Origin of the sequence: Paenalcaligenes sp. Me52 (assembly GCF_050487965.1) — a bacterium.
Taxonomy (GTDB): Bacteria; Pseudomonadota; Gammaproteobacteria; order Burkholderiales; family Burkholderiaceae_B; genus Paenalcaligenes.
The window spans coordinates 663753-680628 of the sequence record NZ_JBKQFO010000001.1; the positions used below are offsets into that span (position 1 = coordinate 663753).

Annotated in this window: 15 protein-coding genes and 5 tRNA genes; 11 read left to right on the top strand and 9 right to left on the bottom strand. The window is 49.4% G+C overall.

Annotated features, from left to right (window positions below; all coding sequences use genetic code 11):
• The first annotated feature begins 68 nt into the window (after positions 1-68).
• From ACLO87_RS03040 to ACLO87_RS03060, 5 genes are all read left to right on the top strand, one after another.
• On the top strand, positions 69-1055 hold the full coding sequence (locus ACLO87_RS03040) for a TRAP transporter substrate-binding protein (protein ID WP_135864000.1): 987 nt from the start codon (positions 69-71) through the stop codon (positions 1053-1055).
• A 136-nt stretch (positions 1056-1191) separates the two neighbouring features.
• Positions 1192-1812, top strand: a complete 621-nt coding sequence (locus ACLO87_RS03045) for a TRAP transporter small permease (RefSeq protein ID WP_430222751.1) — start codon at positions 1192-1194, stop codon at positions 1810-1812.
• Complete coding sequence (locus ACLO87_RS03050) at positions 1809-3134, top strand: TRAP transporter large permease (protein ID WP_135863996.1); 1326 nt, start codon at positions 1809-1811, stop codon at positions 3132-3134. The genes ACLO87_RS03045 and ACLO87_RS03050 overlap by 4 nt, the downstream gene beginning before the upstream one ends.
• 197 nt (positions 3135-3331) lie before the next feature.
• A complete protein-coding gene (locus ACLO87_RS03055) occupies positions 3332-3835 on the top strand; it encodes a peroxiredoxin (RefSeq protein ID WP_135863995.1) in 504 nt (167 codons plus the stop codon).
• Positions 3836-3936: 101 nt separating this feature from the next.
• Complete coding sequence (locus ACLO87_RS03060; RefSeq protein ID WP_135863993.1) at positions 3937-5295, top strand: MFS transporter; 1359 nt, start codon at positions 3937-3939, stop codon at positions 5293-5295.
• On the opposite strand, the gene ACLO87_RS03065 is transcribed toward ACLO87_RS03060, so the two are convergent.
• Together ACLO87_RS03065 and bioB are read right to left on the bottom strand one after the other, a co-directional pair.
• Positions 5243-6100 (bottom strand): EamA family transporter, encoded by an 858-nt coding sequence (locus ACLO87_RS03065; protein ID WP_135863991.1) that lies wholly within the window; start codon positions 6098-6100, stop codon positions 5243-5245. The genes ACLO87_RS03060 and ACLO87_RS03065 overlap by 53 nt on opposite strands.
• Before the next feature lie 12 nt (positions 6101-6112).
• A complete protein-coding gene (gene bioB / locus ACLO87_RS03070) occupies positions 6113-7132 on the bottom strand; it encodes a biotin synthase BioB (protein WP_430222752.1) in 1020 nt (339 codons plus the stop codon).
• A gap of 299 nt (positions 7133-7431) precedes the next feature.
• Between bioB and ACLO87_RS03075 the strand changes: the two genes are divergently transcribed.
• Positions 7432-8712 (top strand): acyl-CoA thioester hydrolase/BAAT C-terminal domain-containing protein, encoded by a 1281-nt coding sequence (locus ACLO87_RS03075; RefSeq protein WP_430222754.1) that lies wholly within the window; start codon positions 7432-7434, stop codon positions 8710-8712.
• 72 nt (positions 8713-8784) lie between these two features.
• Here the strand turns inward: ACLO87_RS03075 and ACLO87_RS03080 are convergent, their stop codons facing one another.
• Both ACLO87_RS03080 and ACLO87_RS03085 read right to left on the bottom strand, forming a co-directional pair.
• Positions 8785-9384, bottom strand: a complete 600-nt coding sequence (locus tag ACLO87_RS03080) for a nitroreductase family protein (protein WP_135863763.1) — start codon at positions 9382-9384, stop codon at positions 8785-8787.
• A gap of 52 nt (positions 9385-9436) precedes the next feature.
• Positions 9437-10150, bottom strand: a complete 714-nt coding sequence (locus ACLO87_RS03085; RefSeq protein WP_135863761.1) for a pirin family protein — start codon at positions 10148-10150, stop codon at positions 9437-9439.
• Between the two features lie 153 nt (positions 10151-10303).
• Between ACLO87_RS03085 and ACLO87_RS03090 the strand changes: the two genes are divergently transcribed.
• The 3 genes from ACLO87_RS03090 (at position 10304) to ACLO87_RS03100 (ending at position 12741) form a co-directional block, all read left to right on the top strand.
• Positions 10304-11224, top strand: a complete 921-nt coding sequence (locus ACLO87_RS03090) for a LysR family transcriptional regulator (protein ID WP_135863759.1) — start codon at positions 10304-10306, stop codon at positions 11222-11224.
• Between the two features lie 18 nt (positions 11225-11242).
• Positions 11243-12052, top strand: coding sequence for a helix-turn-helix transcriptional regulator (locus ACLO87_RS03095; RefSeq protein ID WP_430222755.1), 810 nt, complete (start codon positions 11243-11245; stop codon positions 12050-12052).
• Between the two features lie 77 nt (positions 12053-12129).
• Entirely contained in the window at positions 12130-12741 is a 612-nt protein-coding gene (locus ACLO87_RS03100) for a LysE family translocator (RefSeq protein WP_430222756.1), read from the top strand.
• Positions 12742-12845: 104 nt separating this feature from the next.
• Here the strand turns inward: ACLO87_RS03100 and ACLO87_RS03105 are convergent.
• Positions 12846-12922, bottom strand: a tRNA-Asp gene (locus ACLO87_RS03105).
• A 37-nt stretch (positions 12923-12959) separates the two neighbouring features.
• Positions 12960-13035: transfer RNA gene (locus tag ACLO87_RS03110), tRNA-Glu, on the bottom strand.
• A gap of 283 nt (positions 13036-13318) precedes the next feature.
• Here ACLO87_RS03110 and ACLO87_RS03115 point away from each other — a divergent pair.
• A complete protein-coding gene (locus ACLO87_RS03115; RefSeq protein ID WP_430222757.1) occupies positions 13319-13912 on the top strand; it encodes a pseudouridine synthase in 594 nt (197 codons plus the stop codon).
• A 184-nt stretch (positions 13913-14096) separates the two neighbouring features.
• Here ACLO87_RS03115 and ACLO87_RS03120 read toward each other — a convergent pair.
• The 3 genes from ACLO87_RS03120 to ACLO87_RS03130 form a co-directional block, all read right to left on the bottom strand.
• Positions 14097-14173 (bottom strand) — tRNA-Asp (locus ACLO87_RS03120).
• Positions 14174-14210: 37 nt separating this feature from the next.
• Positions 14211-14286, bottom strand: a tRNA-Glu gene (locus tag ACLO87_RS03125).
• A 29-nt stretch (positions 14287-14315) separates the two neighbouring features.
• Positions 14316-14391: transfer RNA gene (locus ACLO87_RS03130), tRNA-Ala, on the bottom strand.
• 340 nt (positions 14392-14731) lie between these two features.
• Here ACLO87_RS03130 and ACLO87_RS03135 point away from each other — a divergent pair.
• The gene (locus tag ACLO87_RS03135; protein ID WP_135863756.1) at positions 14732-16861 is read left to right on the top strand and encodes a putative bifunctional diguanylate cyclase/phosphodiesterase; all 2130 of its coding nucleotides are present in this window, start codon (positions 14732-14734) and stop codon (positions 16859-16861) included.
• Positions 16862-16876 lie beyond the last annotated feature (15 nt).

Here is a 16876-nt window from a genome sequence, read left to right on the forward strand (position 1 = left end):
TACTCTGCGGGATATTGGTTTTTTTATAACATTTGCAAATAGACCTGCAGGGTCATGGAGGGGAAAGAATGAAAAAGATCTTTACACTGACGCTGGTTGCTTCAGCACTGATGGCATCTAGCGCGTGGGCTGCTGATCCACTCGTGATCAAGTTCAGTCACGTGGTGGCCCCTGATACACCAAAAGGTAAAGGCGCAGACCGTTTTAAACAACTGGCTGAAGAATATACCAATGGCAATGTAGTGGTAGAGGTATATCCAAACTCCCAACTGTACAAGGATAAAGAGGAACTGGAAGCCTTGCAATTGGGCGCGGTGCAAATGCTAGCCCCATCCTTGGCTAAGTTTGGTCCATTGGGTGTGCGTGAATTTGAAGTATTCGATTTGCCATTTATCTTTGAAAACAAAGATGATCTGCGTAAAGTCACCAACGGCCAAGTTGGTAAAGATTTGCTGGCAAAACTAGAGCCTAAAGGCATTAAAGGTTTGGCCTACTGGGATAATGGTTTCAAAGTCATGAGTGCAAACTCTCCTTTGCACACTCCTGACGATTTCTTGGGTCTGAAAATGCGTATTCAGTCTTCCAAGGTATTGGAAGCCCAGATGCAAGCTTTAGATGCCGTGCCACAGGTAATGGCTTTCTCTGAGGTATACCAAGGCCTGCAAACTGGCGTGGTAGATGGTACAGAGAACCCACCATCCAACATGTACACCCAGAAAATGCACGAAGTGCAGAAACACGCGACTACGTCTAACCACGGTTACTTGGGTTATGCCGTGATCGTGAACAAGAAGTTCTGGGAAGGTCTGGATGAAGAAACCCGTACACAGTTAGAAAGAGCGATGGAAGAGGCTACTGAGTACGCGAACGAAATTGCTCAGCAAGAAAACGACGAGTCCATGGCTGCGATGAAAGCATCTGGCAAAACCACTTTCTACGATCTGACTGACGAAGAGCGTCAAGAGTGGATTAAACAGTTGCGCCCTGTGCATCAGCAAATGGCTTCCCGCATTGGTCAGGAAACCATTGACGCTGTGTACAAAGCGGTCGAATAAAAACCAAATCTTTAACTGGCGCAGGCATGCGCCAGTTTTTCTGGTTTTCTGGTCGGTGGTATAGACCACATCTTATAGGCTTGACCACACCCCACTGTAGCGGTGCTGCGTGGGGTATGCGGGTCTCGGAGAAGCCATGTTTCTACGTTTTTTAGATAAGTTTGAAGAGATATTTATCTCTTTGTTGATGATTGCGGCCGTACTGATTATTTTCGTGTCCGTGACGCAGCGTTACTCTGTGTCCCTACTAGCGGATATGGTCGCGTGGTCCAGAGCACATGAATATCAGCAAATGTCCTCCATGTTTAGGTCTGCCTACCGTTCAGTGGTGAGTGTGAACATGCTGTGGGCGCAAGAACTGTGTATTTACCTGTTCGTGTGGATGGCTAAGTTTGGTGCAGCCTACGGTGTGCGCACAGGCATTCACGTGGGTGTAGACGTGCTGGTGAATGCGGTGTCACCTGGTAAACGCAAAGTACTGATCGTGATCTCTTTGCTGGGTGGTGCGTTGTTTACGGCACTGGTGGCATGGATTGGTGGCAGTTTCGTGTATGGCATCAGCCAGACAGCTCAAGTATCGGCTGACTTGGAAGTGCCTGTGTGGATTGTTTACCTTGCGGTGCCAGCTGGTTCAGCGTTGATGTGTTTCCGTTTCTTGCAGGCGTTGTACGCGTTCCTCAATAAAGGCGAATACGAGCACGAAGAGCCTGGCGAAGAGTGGTTGGATGATATGAGGAAAGACGGAGAATCCGCATGACCAGTTTTATTATTTTCGCGCTGTTAGGCGTACTACTGCTCACAGGGATGCCGGTATCCATTGCGTTAGGTCTGACGGTGATGACGTTCTTGTTCACCATGACCAGCGTGCCTATGGACAGTATTGCTCTCAAGCTTTTCACCGGTATTGAGAAGTTTGAAATCATGGCGATCCCGTTCTTTATCTTGGCGGGGGGCTTTTTAACACACGGTGGGGTGGCGCAGCGGATGATCCGGTTTGCGTCCTCAATGGTAGGTCACTTGCCGGGTGGTATGGGTTTGGCTGCGGTATTGGCATGTGCTCTGTTTGCCTCTATTAGTGGTTCGTCTCCAGCAACTGTTGCGGCTATTGGTTCCATCATGATTCCCGCCATGGCTAAACAGGGTTACCCAGTACAGTTTGGTACCGGTATCGTGTCCACATCGGGTGGTCTGGGTATCTTGCTGCCACCTTCCATTGTGATGGTGATGTATGCGGTTGCTACCAGCGGCATGATGGTAGAAGGCCCAGATGGTGTACGTGTTGGTACAGCCTCTATTGGTCAGTTGTTTATTGCGGGTGTGGTGCCAGGTTTGATCTTGGCTTTCATGCTGGGTATGACCACCATGTATCGCGCATGGAAGCTGGATTACCCACGTATGCCTAAAGCCAGTATGCGTGAGCGCTGGGCTGCTTTTAAAGATTCCGTATGGGGTCTGATGCTAGTGGTTGTGGTAATGGGCGGTATTTACAGTGGCGTGTTCACACCAACGGAAGCGGCTGCCATCAGTGCGGTGTATGCATTCGTGATTGCGGTGTGGGTATACAAAGACGTTAAGCTCAAAGACGTGCGCAAGATTGTGTTGGAATCTGCCGCGATGAGTGCAATGCTGCTGTACATCATTACCAACGCAGTGATGTTTGCCTTCATTTTGACCTCCGAGCAAATCCCTCAAGATATTGCGGCGTGGATTGTTGATCAGGGCATGGGTTTGGTAGCGTTCTTGCTGTTCGTGAACGTGCTGCTGTTGATCATCGGTATGGTGATGGAGCCATCCGGTCTGATTCTGATCATGGCACCTATTCTGTTCCCGGTAGCGATGAAATTGGGTATGGACCCAGTACACTTTGGGATCATGCTAGTGGTGAACATGGAGATCGGCTTAGCAACGCCTCCGGTGGGGTTAAACCTCTATGTGGCGTCGAGTATATCGAAGCTAGGGTTAACGGAAGTGACCAAGTCCACCATTCCATGGTTGCTCACAGGTTTGACCTTCTTGATGATCATAACCTTCATCCCTGAAGTGACCCTGTGGTTCCCACGACTGACAGGCTGGCTATAGCGATCTAGATATAGAGGTTATGGCTTGATACAAACAAGACCTGGTAGGTGCCTGTCACCCCCAGGTCTTGTTGTATCATGTAGACGAGTGATGCAGTGTTATGAGGCTGTCTACGAGATTGTCATGCAGAATACGGCATCATATTTACAGTGAACGGCATAGCCGTAGTTTTTGCAGGTTTATGAGGTGGAGAAACCATGACAATTAAAGTTGGTGACAAAGTACCTAACGCCACATTGGCTGAATACGTACATACAGCGACAGACACATGCGCGCTGGGCCCAAATAGCTTTCAAGTAGCAGATGCAGTAGCAGGCAAGAAAATTGTACTGTTTGCTGTTCCTGGTGCATTCACACCTACTTGCTCTGAGCAGCACTTGCCAGGCTTTATTGCTAAAGCGGCTGAATTCAAAGCTAAAGGCGTGGACGAAATCTGGTGCGTAGCTGTTAACGATGCTTTCGTAATGGGCGCATGGGCTAAAGATCAAAAAGCTGACGGCAAAGTACGCCTGTTGGCAGATGGTAGTGGCGACTGGACAGCCAAACTGGGTCTAGAGCTGGATTTGACAGCTAAGGGCTTGGGTGTGCGTTCACGTCGTTACTCCGCATTGCTGGAAGACGGTGTGGTCAAAATCCTGAATCTGGAAGATGGTGGTGGCTACGAGCGTAGCGATGCCGAGACACTGTTGAAACAGCTGTAGGGCAGAAAGCTTTCCCCTTGGTGTTGCGTGCGCAAAGGGGATAGATTGAAGTAAATCTGCCGACCTTTGGGTCGGCAATTTTTTAGAGAATGGACCGTGGCATGGCAGGCTCTGTAGGCGCATTTTTCTCCTTGTATTTGGCAACCCTAGTGTTGTTAACAGGCTCGGGCCTGTTCAATACGTTTATTGGTTTGCGATTATCAGAACAATCCGTGTCTGAGGTATGGATCGGTGGTCTGATTGCAGCGTATTACTTTGGTTTGGTGGTGGGCGCGCGAGCGGGTCATCGATTGATCATTGGGGTAGGCCATATACGTGCGTATGCAGCGAGCGCCGCGATACTAACGGTCTGTATTCTGGCGCAGATACTCGTAGACAACATGTGGTTCTGGCTGGGTCTGCGCTTTTTGGCTGGTGCGGCCATGGTGACCCAGTACATGGGCATTGAAAGCTGGCTAAACGAGCAAACTGATAATGAAAAGCGCGGCGTGGTTTTTGCGTTTTACATGCTGATGTCCAGTTTGGGTACGGTGCTAGGGCAGGTGGTGCTGACGCTGTTCCCTGAGCTGGATTACAAACCGCTGGTGTTTGTGGCCATGTGTGCGGTATTTAGTTTGGTGCCTATCGCACTTACTAGACGCATGAGTCCGGCCCTGCAAGTGCCAGCACCTATTAATGCACGCTACTACTTTGAGCGTGTGCCCATGTCTATGGCGGTGTTGTTTGTCTCGGGCATGATTACTGGCTCGTTCTACGGTTTAGCGCCTGTGTATGGAGTACGAGTAGGTTTGGGCAATGACGAGGCTGCGTTGTTCGTGGCGGTCTCGGTGGCAGCAGGTGTGGTGGCGCAGTGGCCAGTAGGGTGGCTGGCTGATCGTTTCAATCGCGTGGTGTTGATACGTATTAATGCCATTAGTTTGACGGTGTTAGCGATCCCTCTATGGGGGTGGTTAGATATCCCGTTTCAGGCCTTGTTGGGGTTGGGGGCGGCCATTGGTATTTTGCAATTCACCTTGTATCCGTTGGGTACAGCGCTGGCGAACGATAACGTAGACCCAGAGCGTAGGGTAGGCTTGAGTGCCATCTTGTACATCATGTACGGCTTAGGGGCCTGTATTGGTCCGTTGCTGGTGGGTGTGTTGATGAACTCACTAAGCAGCGCGTTGTTCTATATGTTTGTGGCGGCATGTAGCGCATCATTGATCTTAGTCGTACGACCACAGAAAGTGACCGGTGAGCATTTAAGTCCTGATGCGCCTACTGAGTTCGTGCCTATGCCTGAGTCCAGTGTGGCGGTAGTGCTAGACCCTAGGGTGGATATTAGCAGTGATATTTCTCACGACCCAGTCATCGAAGACGAAGGCCCCGAGCTGGATGAATTCACCCCGCCGGAGCCGGAGGCTTCACTTAACGGGGAAACAGCAGCAGAATCGCCCCAACAGCCAAAACAATCCCAATAATATTGAGCCAAGATAGTTTTTCTTTAAAGAACCCTGCTCCTATCAGTGTACCCATACTGATCACGCCAATGTTCATGGCAGAAAATACGAGGGTGGGGTTCTCGGAGTAATGCTGGTGGGCGCGTATATAGAAATAAATATTGCTGAAGTTCAATGCGCCTAACAGTACTCCAGAGAGCAGACTGCGCGTAGACCAACGAGTACGTTGTAGCAGCAGCCATGCCAGCATTACCAGCCCAGCAATGGTAAAGCTAACGACCAAGCTGCCTGCAAATTGTGCGCCAGCTTTGGATAGTTGCTTAAACAAAATGTCGATCACCCCAAAACCTACCCACACGACGACCAGCCAGAGAGAGGCGTGATTGTTGCGGGGTTGGGTGAGGGTGTTAGTTGCGGCTTTGGGGCGAGACAACAGGCACAACAACGCCAGTAGGGCTAGGGCTATGCCGTAGCCTTTGGTACCGCTAATAGATTCGCCAAAGATCAGTACGGCTGCCAGTAATGGAATGAGTAACGATAGTCGTTGGGCAGCATCGCTACGCACTATACCTGCTTGTTCAACTGCCTTGCCCATAATGACAAAGACACTGGGCAATAGAAATCCTAAGCTGCCCAATACCCAAAATGGTGTGTTCCCTGCGAGCACGCTCATGGGATCGGGGCGCAGCAACAGTAGGCACAGCGAAATAGCTGTCAGATAGTTGATAGCAACAGCCTGACCTACATCTAACTGATAGCGGCGAGCCAACTTCAAGAAGATGGAAACGCCTACGCTGCAGACAATGCTGAAAAGAAGTAAGTGCATGGTGGTTCAGAGTTACAGGGCTTCTAGCACGGCTTGTGGGCCAGGTGCTGTGTGTGCGGTGTGCGCGTCGTGCGGTTGTGTATAGCAGTGGCTATTTAACCCTAATGATTGCAGCAGTTGCTTATCAGCCATGAACTGTGGGTTCTCGGTGGTGAGCAATTGATCGCCATAGAAAATAGAATTCGCGCCAGCCATAAAGCATAAGGTTTGCATGGTGTCGCTCATGCTGGAACGGCCTGCTGACAAACGTACTGCTGCGGTAGGCATCGTGATACGCGCAATAGCGATAGTACGTACGAATTCTAAATCATCCAATGCTGCATTATCGGCCATGGGTGTGCCGGGAATGGGAGCCAGTTGGTTGATGGGTACCGATTCAGGGTAGGGGTTGCGATTGGCTAACTGAGTAATCAGTGCGGCACGCTGTTCGCGGGACTCACCTAGGCCAACAATGCCACCGCTACAGGTATTCAAGCCCGCAGCTTGTACTCTGTCTAAGGTATCTAGCCTATCTTGATAGCTGCGTGTAGTGATGATCTTGCTGTAGTAGTCTTCTGAGGTATCTAGGTTGTGGTTGTAGTAATCCAAGCCACCTTCTTTGAGTCGTTCTGCTTGACCGGGCTTTAGCATACCTAAGGTCACACAGCTTTCCATCCCTAATGATTTTACGGCTTGAATCAACTCAATCACTTTATCCAACTGTGCTTCGCTAGGAGAACGCCATGCCGCACCCATGCAAAAACGCGTAGCGCCGTTAGCTTTGGCATTCAAGGCAGCCTCAATAACTGCTTCTTTATCTAGCAGTTTTTCAGACTTAATGCCGGTATTGTATTTGGATGATTGGGAGCAGTACGAGCAGTCCTCAGGACAGCCGCCCGTTTTAATAGAAAGCAAACTAGATAGCTGTATACGATTGGCATCGTGATGTTGTCTATGTACGGTCTGGGCTTGCCAAACTAAGTCCATAAAAGGTTGTTCGTACAGAGCTAAAACAGCGTTGACGGACCAGGGGGCGATATGAAGAGCGGTCATGTCCAATCTCCTTGAAAACAGAGGTCTCACTATAGGGAAGTGTGTGACAAATTAAAGTTGGTTTGCGGCGATAAATGTGTCATTGAAAAAGCGTAAGAAGCAGAAAATAAGGATAAATATGCATTTTTATAACCTTACTTCGCTCTATTGGTGTTAATTTTTGTTACATACAATGGTGTAAATAAATATTACAAATAGAGTGTAGGGGGAGTGATGCGGCAAAATATTCGGCAAATGCGGTAATGTAGGTAGGCTGGGTGTAGGCTTGATCGGTACTCAAATAATGACAGGAGAGTGGCATGCTCAATCTAGTGGTGGCACCTGCGGACGCAGGGATAGATGTTCCGCGCCAGATCTCTATACGCGGGGCAGTTCCAGGTGAAACTGTCGCTATCAGTGCTTCAACGGTAAGGCGGGGCGTGCGCTGGACTAGTTATGCAGAGTTTGTGGCAGATGATAGAGGGTACGTAGAGCTGGCTAAGCAAGTGCCTGAGTCCGAAAACAGCACCTATGATGTGGCCGATGCAATGGGCTTAATTTGGTCACAGTTACCGCAGGTAGAAATGGCTCGCGAGGTATTTAATCAATCGGTATTTGATCCGCTGGTCACCACCATAGGTGTGCGTAGCGGTGTAAATGATGTGAGCGCTACCTTAATACAGCGAGTCGCTGCGGCAGGTGTGAAGCGCATCGAAGTAGAAGAAGATGGCGTCTACGGCGTATTGTTTCTACCCGAGAGCGCTCTCCCTTGCCCTGCAGTAATGGTGCTGGGTGGTTCAGAAGGTGGCGTGCAAGAGCATCAAGCTGCGCTTTATGCGTCACATGGTTACGCGGCTTTGGCATTAGGCTACTTTAGGGTGCCTGGGCGCTCTGACTATATTTCTCATACTGATCTAGAGTATTTTCAGCAGGCATTAGCGTGGTTACGTACACGCGTGCAGCCTCTGAACGACTTTGTGGCAATCAGTGGTTTTTCCAGAGGGGCTGAGCTTGCCCTATTGTTAGCCGCTACGTATCCCCAAGCGGTGTCAGCTGTGATTGCATTTGCTCCCAGTGCTTTTGTGCACAGCTCACAAAATGCGGCTGATCCTGATGAGGGTAGAGAGGCGCCAGCATGGTTATTGCAGGGCGAGCCTTTGTGTCATCTTTGGCAAAATAATAGTCATGCTTCTTGGGATGCGTTTGATAGCAGCGTGCCACATAGGCATGAGTTGGCCATACAGACAGCACTGCAAGATATAGCGGCTATGGATGCTGCACGTATTCCTGTAGAGCGCATACAAGGGCCTGTGTTGTTGTCATCAGGTACCGATGATGGGGTGTGGCCTGCCAGCCGTTTTTGTCAGATGGTGGTAGATCGCTTGGCATCCAGGGCTGAACCTGCGCTGGTGAAATGGATTAACACACCACATGCTGGCCATGCCATACGTTTTCCGTATGTGCCTACGTCGCAATCTACGTATTTGCACCCTGTTTCTAGATTGTTATGCACGACCGGTGGGCAGCCTTATGCCGATGCATGGGCTGGGCGTGAGTCTTGGGCTGCCGTTCTAGAGTTTCTGCGTACTGTCAGCCAATAACGATGGCGCAAAAAATACAGCCCTTCATTGTGAAGGGCTGTATAGGTTTGAGCAGCAAACACTCAAGGGTGATTAGGCAAATACGTAGAAGCGTTCTGCATCATCCATGAAAGTTTTGTCGCCAATCTCTTGCTCGTGAGAGCCAAATGGCATTTGTGCACGCAGTTTCCATGATGCAGGCAAGTTCCACTCTTTAGCGGCCGCTTCGTCTGGCAGAGGGTTGTAGTGCTGCAAGCTGGCGCCAATATCAGCCTCTGCCAATGCTGTCCACACAGCCAACTGAGCCATACCACTAGCTTGCTCAGACCAGATAGGGAAGTTGTCTGCATAGGCCGCAAACTTCTCTTGCAAGCCACGTACGGTGTCTTGATCTTCATAGAACAACACAGTACCTGCACCGGCGGCGAAGCTGTTGATTTTGGCTTCGGTAGGAGCAAACGACTCGGCAGGAACAATACGGCGCAATTCAGCTTTCACGATGTCCCAGAATTTCTCGCTTTCTTTGCCAAACAAGATCACAGCGCGGGAGCTTTGTGAGTTGAAAGAAGAAGGCGACAGACGAATAGCATCTTGGATCAGGGTAGTCACGTCAGCTTGTGACATAGGCAGTGTTTTGCCCAAAGCGTATTGTGTGCGACGGTTTTTTAGTGCGGCAAGGTAGGTGTTGCTCATGGTGATGTTCCTGTTTGAGTGTTTGGTCAAAAATAGCGGGTAATAATAACGGTTAATTCACAGCAGGTGCATCTACAAATACCAACTCAGCATCTTCGATGGCTGTGATACGTATCGTAGATTCTTGGTGAATGGCGGCCCCATCTCTGGCATTCAGAATCAGGTTGTCATTCACTTTCACCTGACCGCTGGCAGGTACTAAGTAGCCATACCGTTCTGGTGACGCAAAATCATAGTCAATGCTTTCACCGGCTTTGAGGGTGGCGCCTAATACGCGAGCATTGGTGCGTATAGGTAGGGCATCGCCATCTTCAGCGAAGCCACTGGCCAGTACCACAAACCGGTTGGCGCGATCATCTTTAGGAAATGGTCTAGCGCCCCAAGACGGTGCTACACCGCGTTGGGTGGGCAGAATCCAAATCTGGAAGATGCGTGTAGTAGTAGGCTCTAGGTTGTACTCAGAATGCACAATGCCAGTGCCTGCGCTCATAACTTGCACATCACCCGCTTCGGTGCGACCTTGGTTGCCCAGGTTGTCTTGGTGCGTGATGGCACCTTCACGTACATAGGTAATGATTTCCATGTCTGAGTGAGGGTGTGGCGGAAAGCCGGTGCTCGATTCGATGGTATCATCGTTCCAGACACGTAGAGCGCCCCAGTGCATACGTTTAGGGTCGTAATACTCAGCAAAGGAAAAGTGATGTTTAGCATCTAGCCAGCCGTGGTGTGCGCCACCTAAGCTAGTAAAAGGACGATGTTCAATCATGGCTGCTCCTTGTCAGAACAATCTTTATCATGTGTCTAGTGTACGAGTCCAAAACTCCACTGAGAATCCAAAATCAGGAATAGCATCCTTTCCATTTTTGATGTGATCACTAGAGTAAGTGGGTGGATACATGAAATTTTTGCTGTGAACTACATGAGAAAACTACCAGATCTTGAGGCGTGGGCTATCTTTGCTACCGTGGCTTCCACGGGGTCGTTTGCGCGCGCAGCAGAAGAGTTATCGTTATCTCCCGCGACAGTCTCCAAAGCGATTACCCGATTAGAACAGCGTATGAAAACCATGCTGTTTCATCGTACTTCGCGCAGCATGTCGCTGACTGAAAGTGGGCATGTGGCATTAGAGCGTGCTACCCGTATATTGGAAGAGGGTGAAGCGGTAGAGGCCGAGATCACTGAGCAGTCACAAAGCTTGCGTGGCATGATTCGAGTGTCTGCGCCTATGTCTTTTGGTCTGTCTAGTTTGGCGCCGTTATTGCCTACGTTTTTAAAAGCTAATCCTGAAGTGGAGCTAGATATACAGTTCAATGATGAGCATGTAGATCTAGTGGCCGAGGGTTTTGATGTGGCGGTGCGTATTTCAAACTTGGTGGATTCCAGTTTGTTGGCGCGTAATATCTGCAAAGTACGTATTTTGTTGGTGGGGGCGCCCGCCTATTTAAAAGAGTACGGCGAGCCCAAACACCCTATGGAGTTGGCACATCACAAGGCCTTGCTTTACACCTACTCCAAAGCGGGTATGAGCTGGCGTTTCAAGCACCCAATAAAAGGCGAATTCGTGCAGCATTTGCCACCAGTATCGTTGCGTGCCAATAACTCTGATGGATTGCAGCCAGCTTTGTTGGATGGGTTGGGGCTGGCATTGTTGCCTGACTTCTTGGTATGGCAGCATCTGCAAAGCGGTGAGTTGCGTCATGTGATGCAAGATTGGGAAGCCGAGTCTGTTTCGCTGTCATTGGTGACGCCACCAGGTCGCAAGCGACCCATGCGGGTGCAGGTATTTATGGATTACTTGGCTAGTAGTTTGGCTCAGGCGCCGTGGGTGCGGGCTGAGTAATTACCAGATCAGGAGGCTATGGTGTCCAGACATGCTTTCAGCATAAAGCGCATAGCTGATTTAGGTATTGAGATTGTAGAAGCCGAGAGCGGCCGTCATTTTGCTAAGCATGTGCATGAGCAGTACGGCATAGGAATGCTTATTCAGGGCGCGCAGCGTTCCTCAAGTGGTAGAGGGCAAGTAGAGGCGACTGCGGGTGATTTGATTTCTGTGAATCCCGCTGAGGTGCATGATGGTATGCCTATAGGGGATGTGCGTAGGTGGCACATGCTGTACTTTGATCCGGCGATTATTGCTACGCAATTCACAGAGATGACAGCAGATACGGGGTTTGCTTGGCATGAGCTCGCGTACCCAGTCTTAACGCGGCCGTATGCGGCAGAACGGTTTAGTGCCTTGTATAGTGCTTTAACCAAACCGCTTACGCATCCTATGCATTTGGCTTTGGAGGAGCATTTGCTCTTGTTGCTGGAGTTATTTGTAGATAGGCCTATCCCTGCTTCGTCGCTATTGGGTAGCGCTGCTTCTAAGGCGCAAAACATGATTGATGATGATCCTCTGGCTGAACTGTCTTTAGCGAAGTTGGCGAATGAGGCGGGCTTAAGTCGTTTCCAATTAGTGCGTGCTTTTTCTCGACTGACAGGCTTAACGCCGCATGCTTATGTGGTGCAGAAACGAGTGCATTTGGCTAAGCGTTTGATTAGCAAAGGTGTGGCGTTGGCCGAGGCCTCGTATGCCAGTGGCTTTTCAGATCAAAGTCATATGACACGGCATTTTGTGCGCAGCTTTGGGTTCTCACCCGGTTTATATGCACGGCGCTGTTCGTAGTGCGGCTGCAATTTCGTCCAAGATACGCTGAACACATACTGAGATAGTGAGGCCTTCATTGTGATGGAGGCTTTTTTATGAGTATGGAGTTTGTGCTGACTTCGTTAATGATTATTGTGTCGCCAGGGATTGGCGTGATCTATACGATTGCGGCGGGGTTGTCGGGTGGTTTGCGCGCCAGCATGGTGGCAGCCCTAGGTTGTACTTTAGGGATTGTTCCGCACGTGTTGGTGGCAATAAGCGGGTTGGCTGTGGTGCTGCATACTAGCGCAATGGCATTTCAACTGCTTAAGTATGTGGGAGTGGTGTATTTGATCTACATGGCCATAGCTATGTTGCGGGCACAGGGCGCATTGCGTTTTGAAGATACGCCGGTAGAGCGGTCAAACAAAGGTGTGATTCTTTCCGCTGTCTTGATTAATCTGCTGAATCCAAAGCTGTCGATTTTCTTTTTTGCGTTCTTGCCGCAGTTTGTGCGTGTGGATACAGCAATGCCTATGAGCCAAATGTTATGGCTAAGTGCTGTGTTTATGCTGATGTCGCAGTTGGTTTTTATGCTGTATGGTGCGTGTGCGGTGAGCGTGAGGCGCTATGTCATTACCAATGAGCGTGTGCAAGTATGGATGCGACGTTTGTTCGGTGCTGCTTTCTTGGGGCTTTCGATGCAGTTAGCGTTAACGCAGCGATAAAGAGTACTGGCTTGCGGAAGTGTGGGGGATCACGGGTAGTGATTAGAGGGGGGGGCTAGAAAAGAAAAAAGCCTTTGATTTCTCAAAGGCTTTTTCTGAATTCTTGGCGGAGCGGACGGGACTCGAACCCGCGACCCCCGGCGTGACAGGCCGGTATTCTAACCAACTGAACTACCGCTCCAGCAGTAGTATGTTTGAAGCTTTGCCAAAATAATTTTTGGCGTCCCCACGGGGATTCGAACCCCGGTACCTACCGTGAAAGGGTAGTGTCCTAGGCCTCTAGACGATGGGGACTTTAGGACTTCAACCAGCTAAGAAAAAGAGTATAGCAACGATTTCTTTTTCATGTCAACACTTTTATGCAATATTGTTAACTATTTTTATAAAAGTAGCCATGGCAATGACATTGTTGGTGCGGGTGGCTTTTGAGCGCAGCTCTGCATCAGTTTGTGCTTGGTTTTGGTTCAACTGGTGCGCATAAAAAGTAGTGATGGCTGCTTTACTGAGCGGGATGCGATAATCTGTGTCCCATCACTGGGTTGGTGGTCAAGATAGTGCAGAGCGAAGGAAGTAAATAATGCGAAACGGATATGGCAATAAACGCGAAAAAACTGTGCAGCCAGTGGCTAAGCGCAGTAGGTTGATTGTGTTGAATAAGCCGTATGGTGTGTTGACGCAATTCAGTGATGATCAAGGTAGGCAAACATTAGCGGATTATGTGCCCGTAAAAGAGGTGTATCCGGCGGGGCGTCTTGATAGGGATAGCGAAGGGCTGTTGTTGCTGACGAATGATGGGCGTTTGCAAGCGCGCATTGCAGAACCACGCCATAAAATGTCTAAAACTTATTGGGCGCAGGTAGAGGGAGCGGCAACGGAGCAGCAGCTACAACAGTTGCGACAAGGTGTGTTGCTTAAAGATGGTATGACTCAGCCCGCGAAGGCGGAGTTACTTAATGACCCCGAGCTTTGGCCGCGTAATCCACCCATACGATATAGAGCGAGTATTCCAACAAGCTGGATTAGCCTAACGATTAGCGAAGGTAAAAACCGACAAGTACGACGTATGACGGCTGCGGTGGGATTGCCAACCTTACGTTTGGTGCGAGTGCGTATTGGTGAATGGCAATTGAATGGCTTGCAACCTGGGGAATGGCGCGAAGTTATGCTGTAGTGGACAGGGCTTGTTGCTTTGGCTCGTGGCTAGCTACGCCGTGAGAATGCTCTGCTGTGGCAATGGGTAAGTGAGCGGGAAAGAAGTGCCAAGGAACTAAGGGGATCACGCATGCGGTGGTGATTTCTATAGAGCGTAGAAAACAAAAAAGCCTTTGATTTCTCAAAGGCTTCTTTTAAATTCTTGGCGGAGCGGACGGGACTCGAACCCGCGACCCCCGGCGTGACAGGCCGGTATTCTAACCAACTGAACTACCGCTCCAGCAGTAGTATGTTTAACTCTTTTCCAAAGCAAGCTTTGGCGTCCCCACGGGGATTCGAACCCCGGTACCTACCGTGAAAGGGTAGTGTCCTAGGCCTCTAGACGATGGGGACGTAGGACTTAAACTGCTTCTTCGTTTTTTTGGTGGAGGTAAGCGGGATCGAACCGCTGACCTCTTGCATGCCATGCAAGCGCTCTCCCAGCTGAGCTATACCCCCTTAGATGTTTGCATTTCACTGCTGCATCAACGAAGAAATGAAATTATGCATGAGTTTTAGAGTTTGTGCAAGTTTTTTGATAAAAAGGCCTAAAACCTCTCTGGTGAATTTGGTTTGTAGTTTTTTGACACATTTTTTAGGGTTAAGAAATCAAATCTGACAAAAATAGTTAAGAAACCATCAAAGAGGCCGTTATCAGGTGGAGTTCGTTCTTTTGACTCGCTATAGCCTGCTGTATCTTCTGTACTCCGTTTTTAGGCTCTGTAGGCTATTCAGGGTTGTGTGGTTGGCAACGCTGATTCACGCGCATCTTTTTACTCCGCGATTTTTTGCATCACGAATGAAAAAACTTGATTCTTGCTCTGATGATTTCTCCAGTACAACATTAGTAGAGTTGGCGGAGGTGTTACGACAACAGTCGTCGGCTCAGAGCAGCTTAGAACACATGGTGTCTAAATTGCTGAGTACAGCCCTGCTTGGGGTGGCAGTGGTGCAGCGCGATAGTTTTCTGTTTGCTAATTCAGTATTGCAGCACATGCTGGATAGTGCAGAGGGAACACTCAAGCAAACCTTGAACTATTCCTCCTTGCGACTGCAGCCTTATGCGTTGCCAGCGTGTGCGGGGAAAACAGAAAAGGTGGCGCATTCAATAGAAGATGTGCATTACGAGTGTAGATGGCAAACGCCTAAAGGTAAGTTGCTCGATGTAGAGGTGTACTCGGTTGTAGTCCCTTGGGGGGAAGATCAAGCATCTATTGTGCTGGTGAACGATATCAGTGTTCGCAAACAGTACGAAGCGTCTGCCAGATTAGCAGGGCTAGTGTATGAGAGTACCTCTGAAGCTATTGTGGTGACCGATGAAGACGGCATCGTGGTGGATGCGAACCCGGCATTCAGTGCTATTACTGGTTATGCCATTGATGAGGTGCTAGGGCAGCGGTTGAATATTTTGGCGTCTGGCAAACAAAGTCCCCAGTTCTATCAAAAAATGTGGGCGGAGCTGGCTGAGTCTGGCCAATGGCAGGGAGATATTTGGAATCGCCGTAAAAATGGCGAAGAATATGCCGAGCGTTTACACATTAGTACGAGCTGGAACCCTGACGGTACGGTGTATAGGCGCATAGGCGTTTTTTCTGACATTACAAGTCATAAAAAACGTGAAGCCTTGGTGTGGCGTCAGGCTAATTATGATCATTTGACCAATTTGCCTAATCGGCAGCGTTTCCAAGGCCGTTTGCATGAGGCCATGCAGAAATCCATTCAGGAAGGTAGCCCCTTTGCGCTGATCTTTCTGGATCTGGATATGTTCAAAGATGTGAATGACACCTTGGGGCATAACGTAGGCGATGAGTTGCTGAAAGAAGTGGGTAGGCGATTACAAACTTGCGTGCGAGATACCGATGCCGTAGCGCGATTAGGTGGCGATGAGTTCACAGTGATTGTTGCGGGCGTAGAGGATTTATCGGTAGTAGAGCGAATTTGCCAGCAGATACTAGGTACATTGGCGAAGCCATACAAGTTAGGTGAAGAAGTGGCGATGATTTCTGCTAGCTTAGGCGTCACGATGTATCCGGCCGATGCAAACGATGCAGGTGAGCTGCTCAAAAATGCTGACATGGCTATGTACGCCGCCAAAGAGTGCGGGCGCAATCAATACTGTTTCTTCTTACCGGCGATGCGAGAAGCGGTGCAAGCACGTGTACAGTTTTCGCGTGATTTGCATATTGCGTTGGCTGAGAACCAGTTTAGGCTGTACTACCAACCCATTATTGATGTGCAAACTGGTAAGGTGTGCAAGGCAGAAGCCTTGATACGTTGGTTGCATCCAGAGTTAGGCTTAGTGCCACCATCGGAGTTTATCCCGTTTGCGGAAGATTCTGGTTTGATCGTAGAGATAGGTAACTGGGTGTTCAATGCGGCAGTAGATCAGGCTGTGGCATGGCAGTCTTTTGGTAAAGATTTTCAGATCAGTGTGAATGTGTCTCCGGCCCAGTTTTACGCGAATGGTGTGAACCCTAAAGATTGGCTGCAGCGTATAGAATCAGCTGGTCTGGATATGTCGTCTATAGTGATAGAGATCACTGAGCGCTTGCTGTTGGATACCAATGCCAACGTCACCAAGATTTTGCGGGTGTTCCGGGATGCCGGCATTGCTATCGCCTTGGATGACTTCGGCACGGGTTTCTCGTCACTTACCTACTTGAAACGTTACCCCATCAATTTCATCAAGATTGACCAGTCTTTTGTGCGCAATATTGAGCCTGGTTCGGAAGACCAAGCCTTATGTGATGCCATGATTGTGATGGCACATAAGTTGGGTATGGAGGTCATTGCTGAGGGCGTGAGTGCAGAGGTGCAGCTAAGCTTACTGCAAGATGCTGGCTGTGATTACTTGCAAGGCTTTTTATTCTGCCCACCTGTGCCTGCCGAGCAGTTTCAACAGTGGATGCAAAACTGGCGTTATCAGTAACGCCAGTTTATTGCC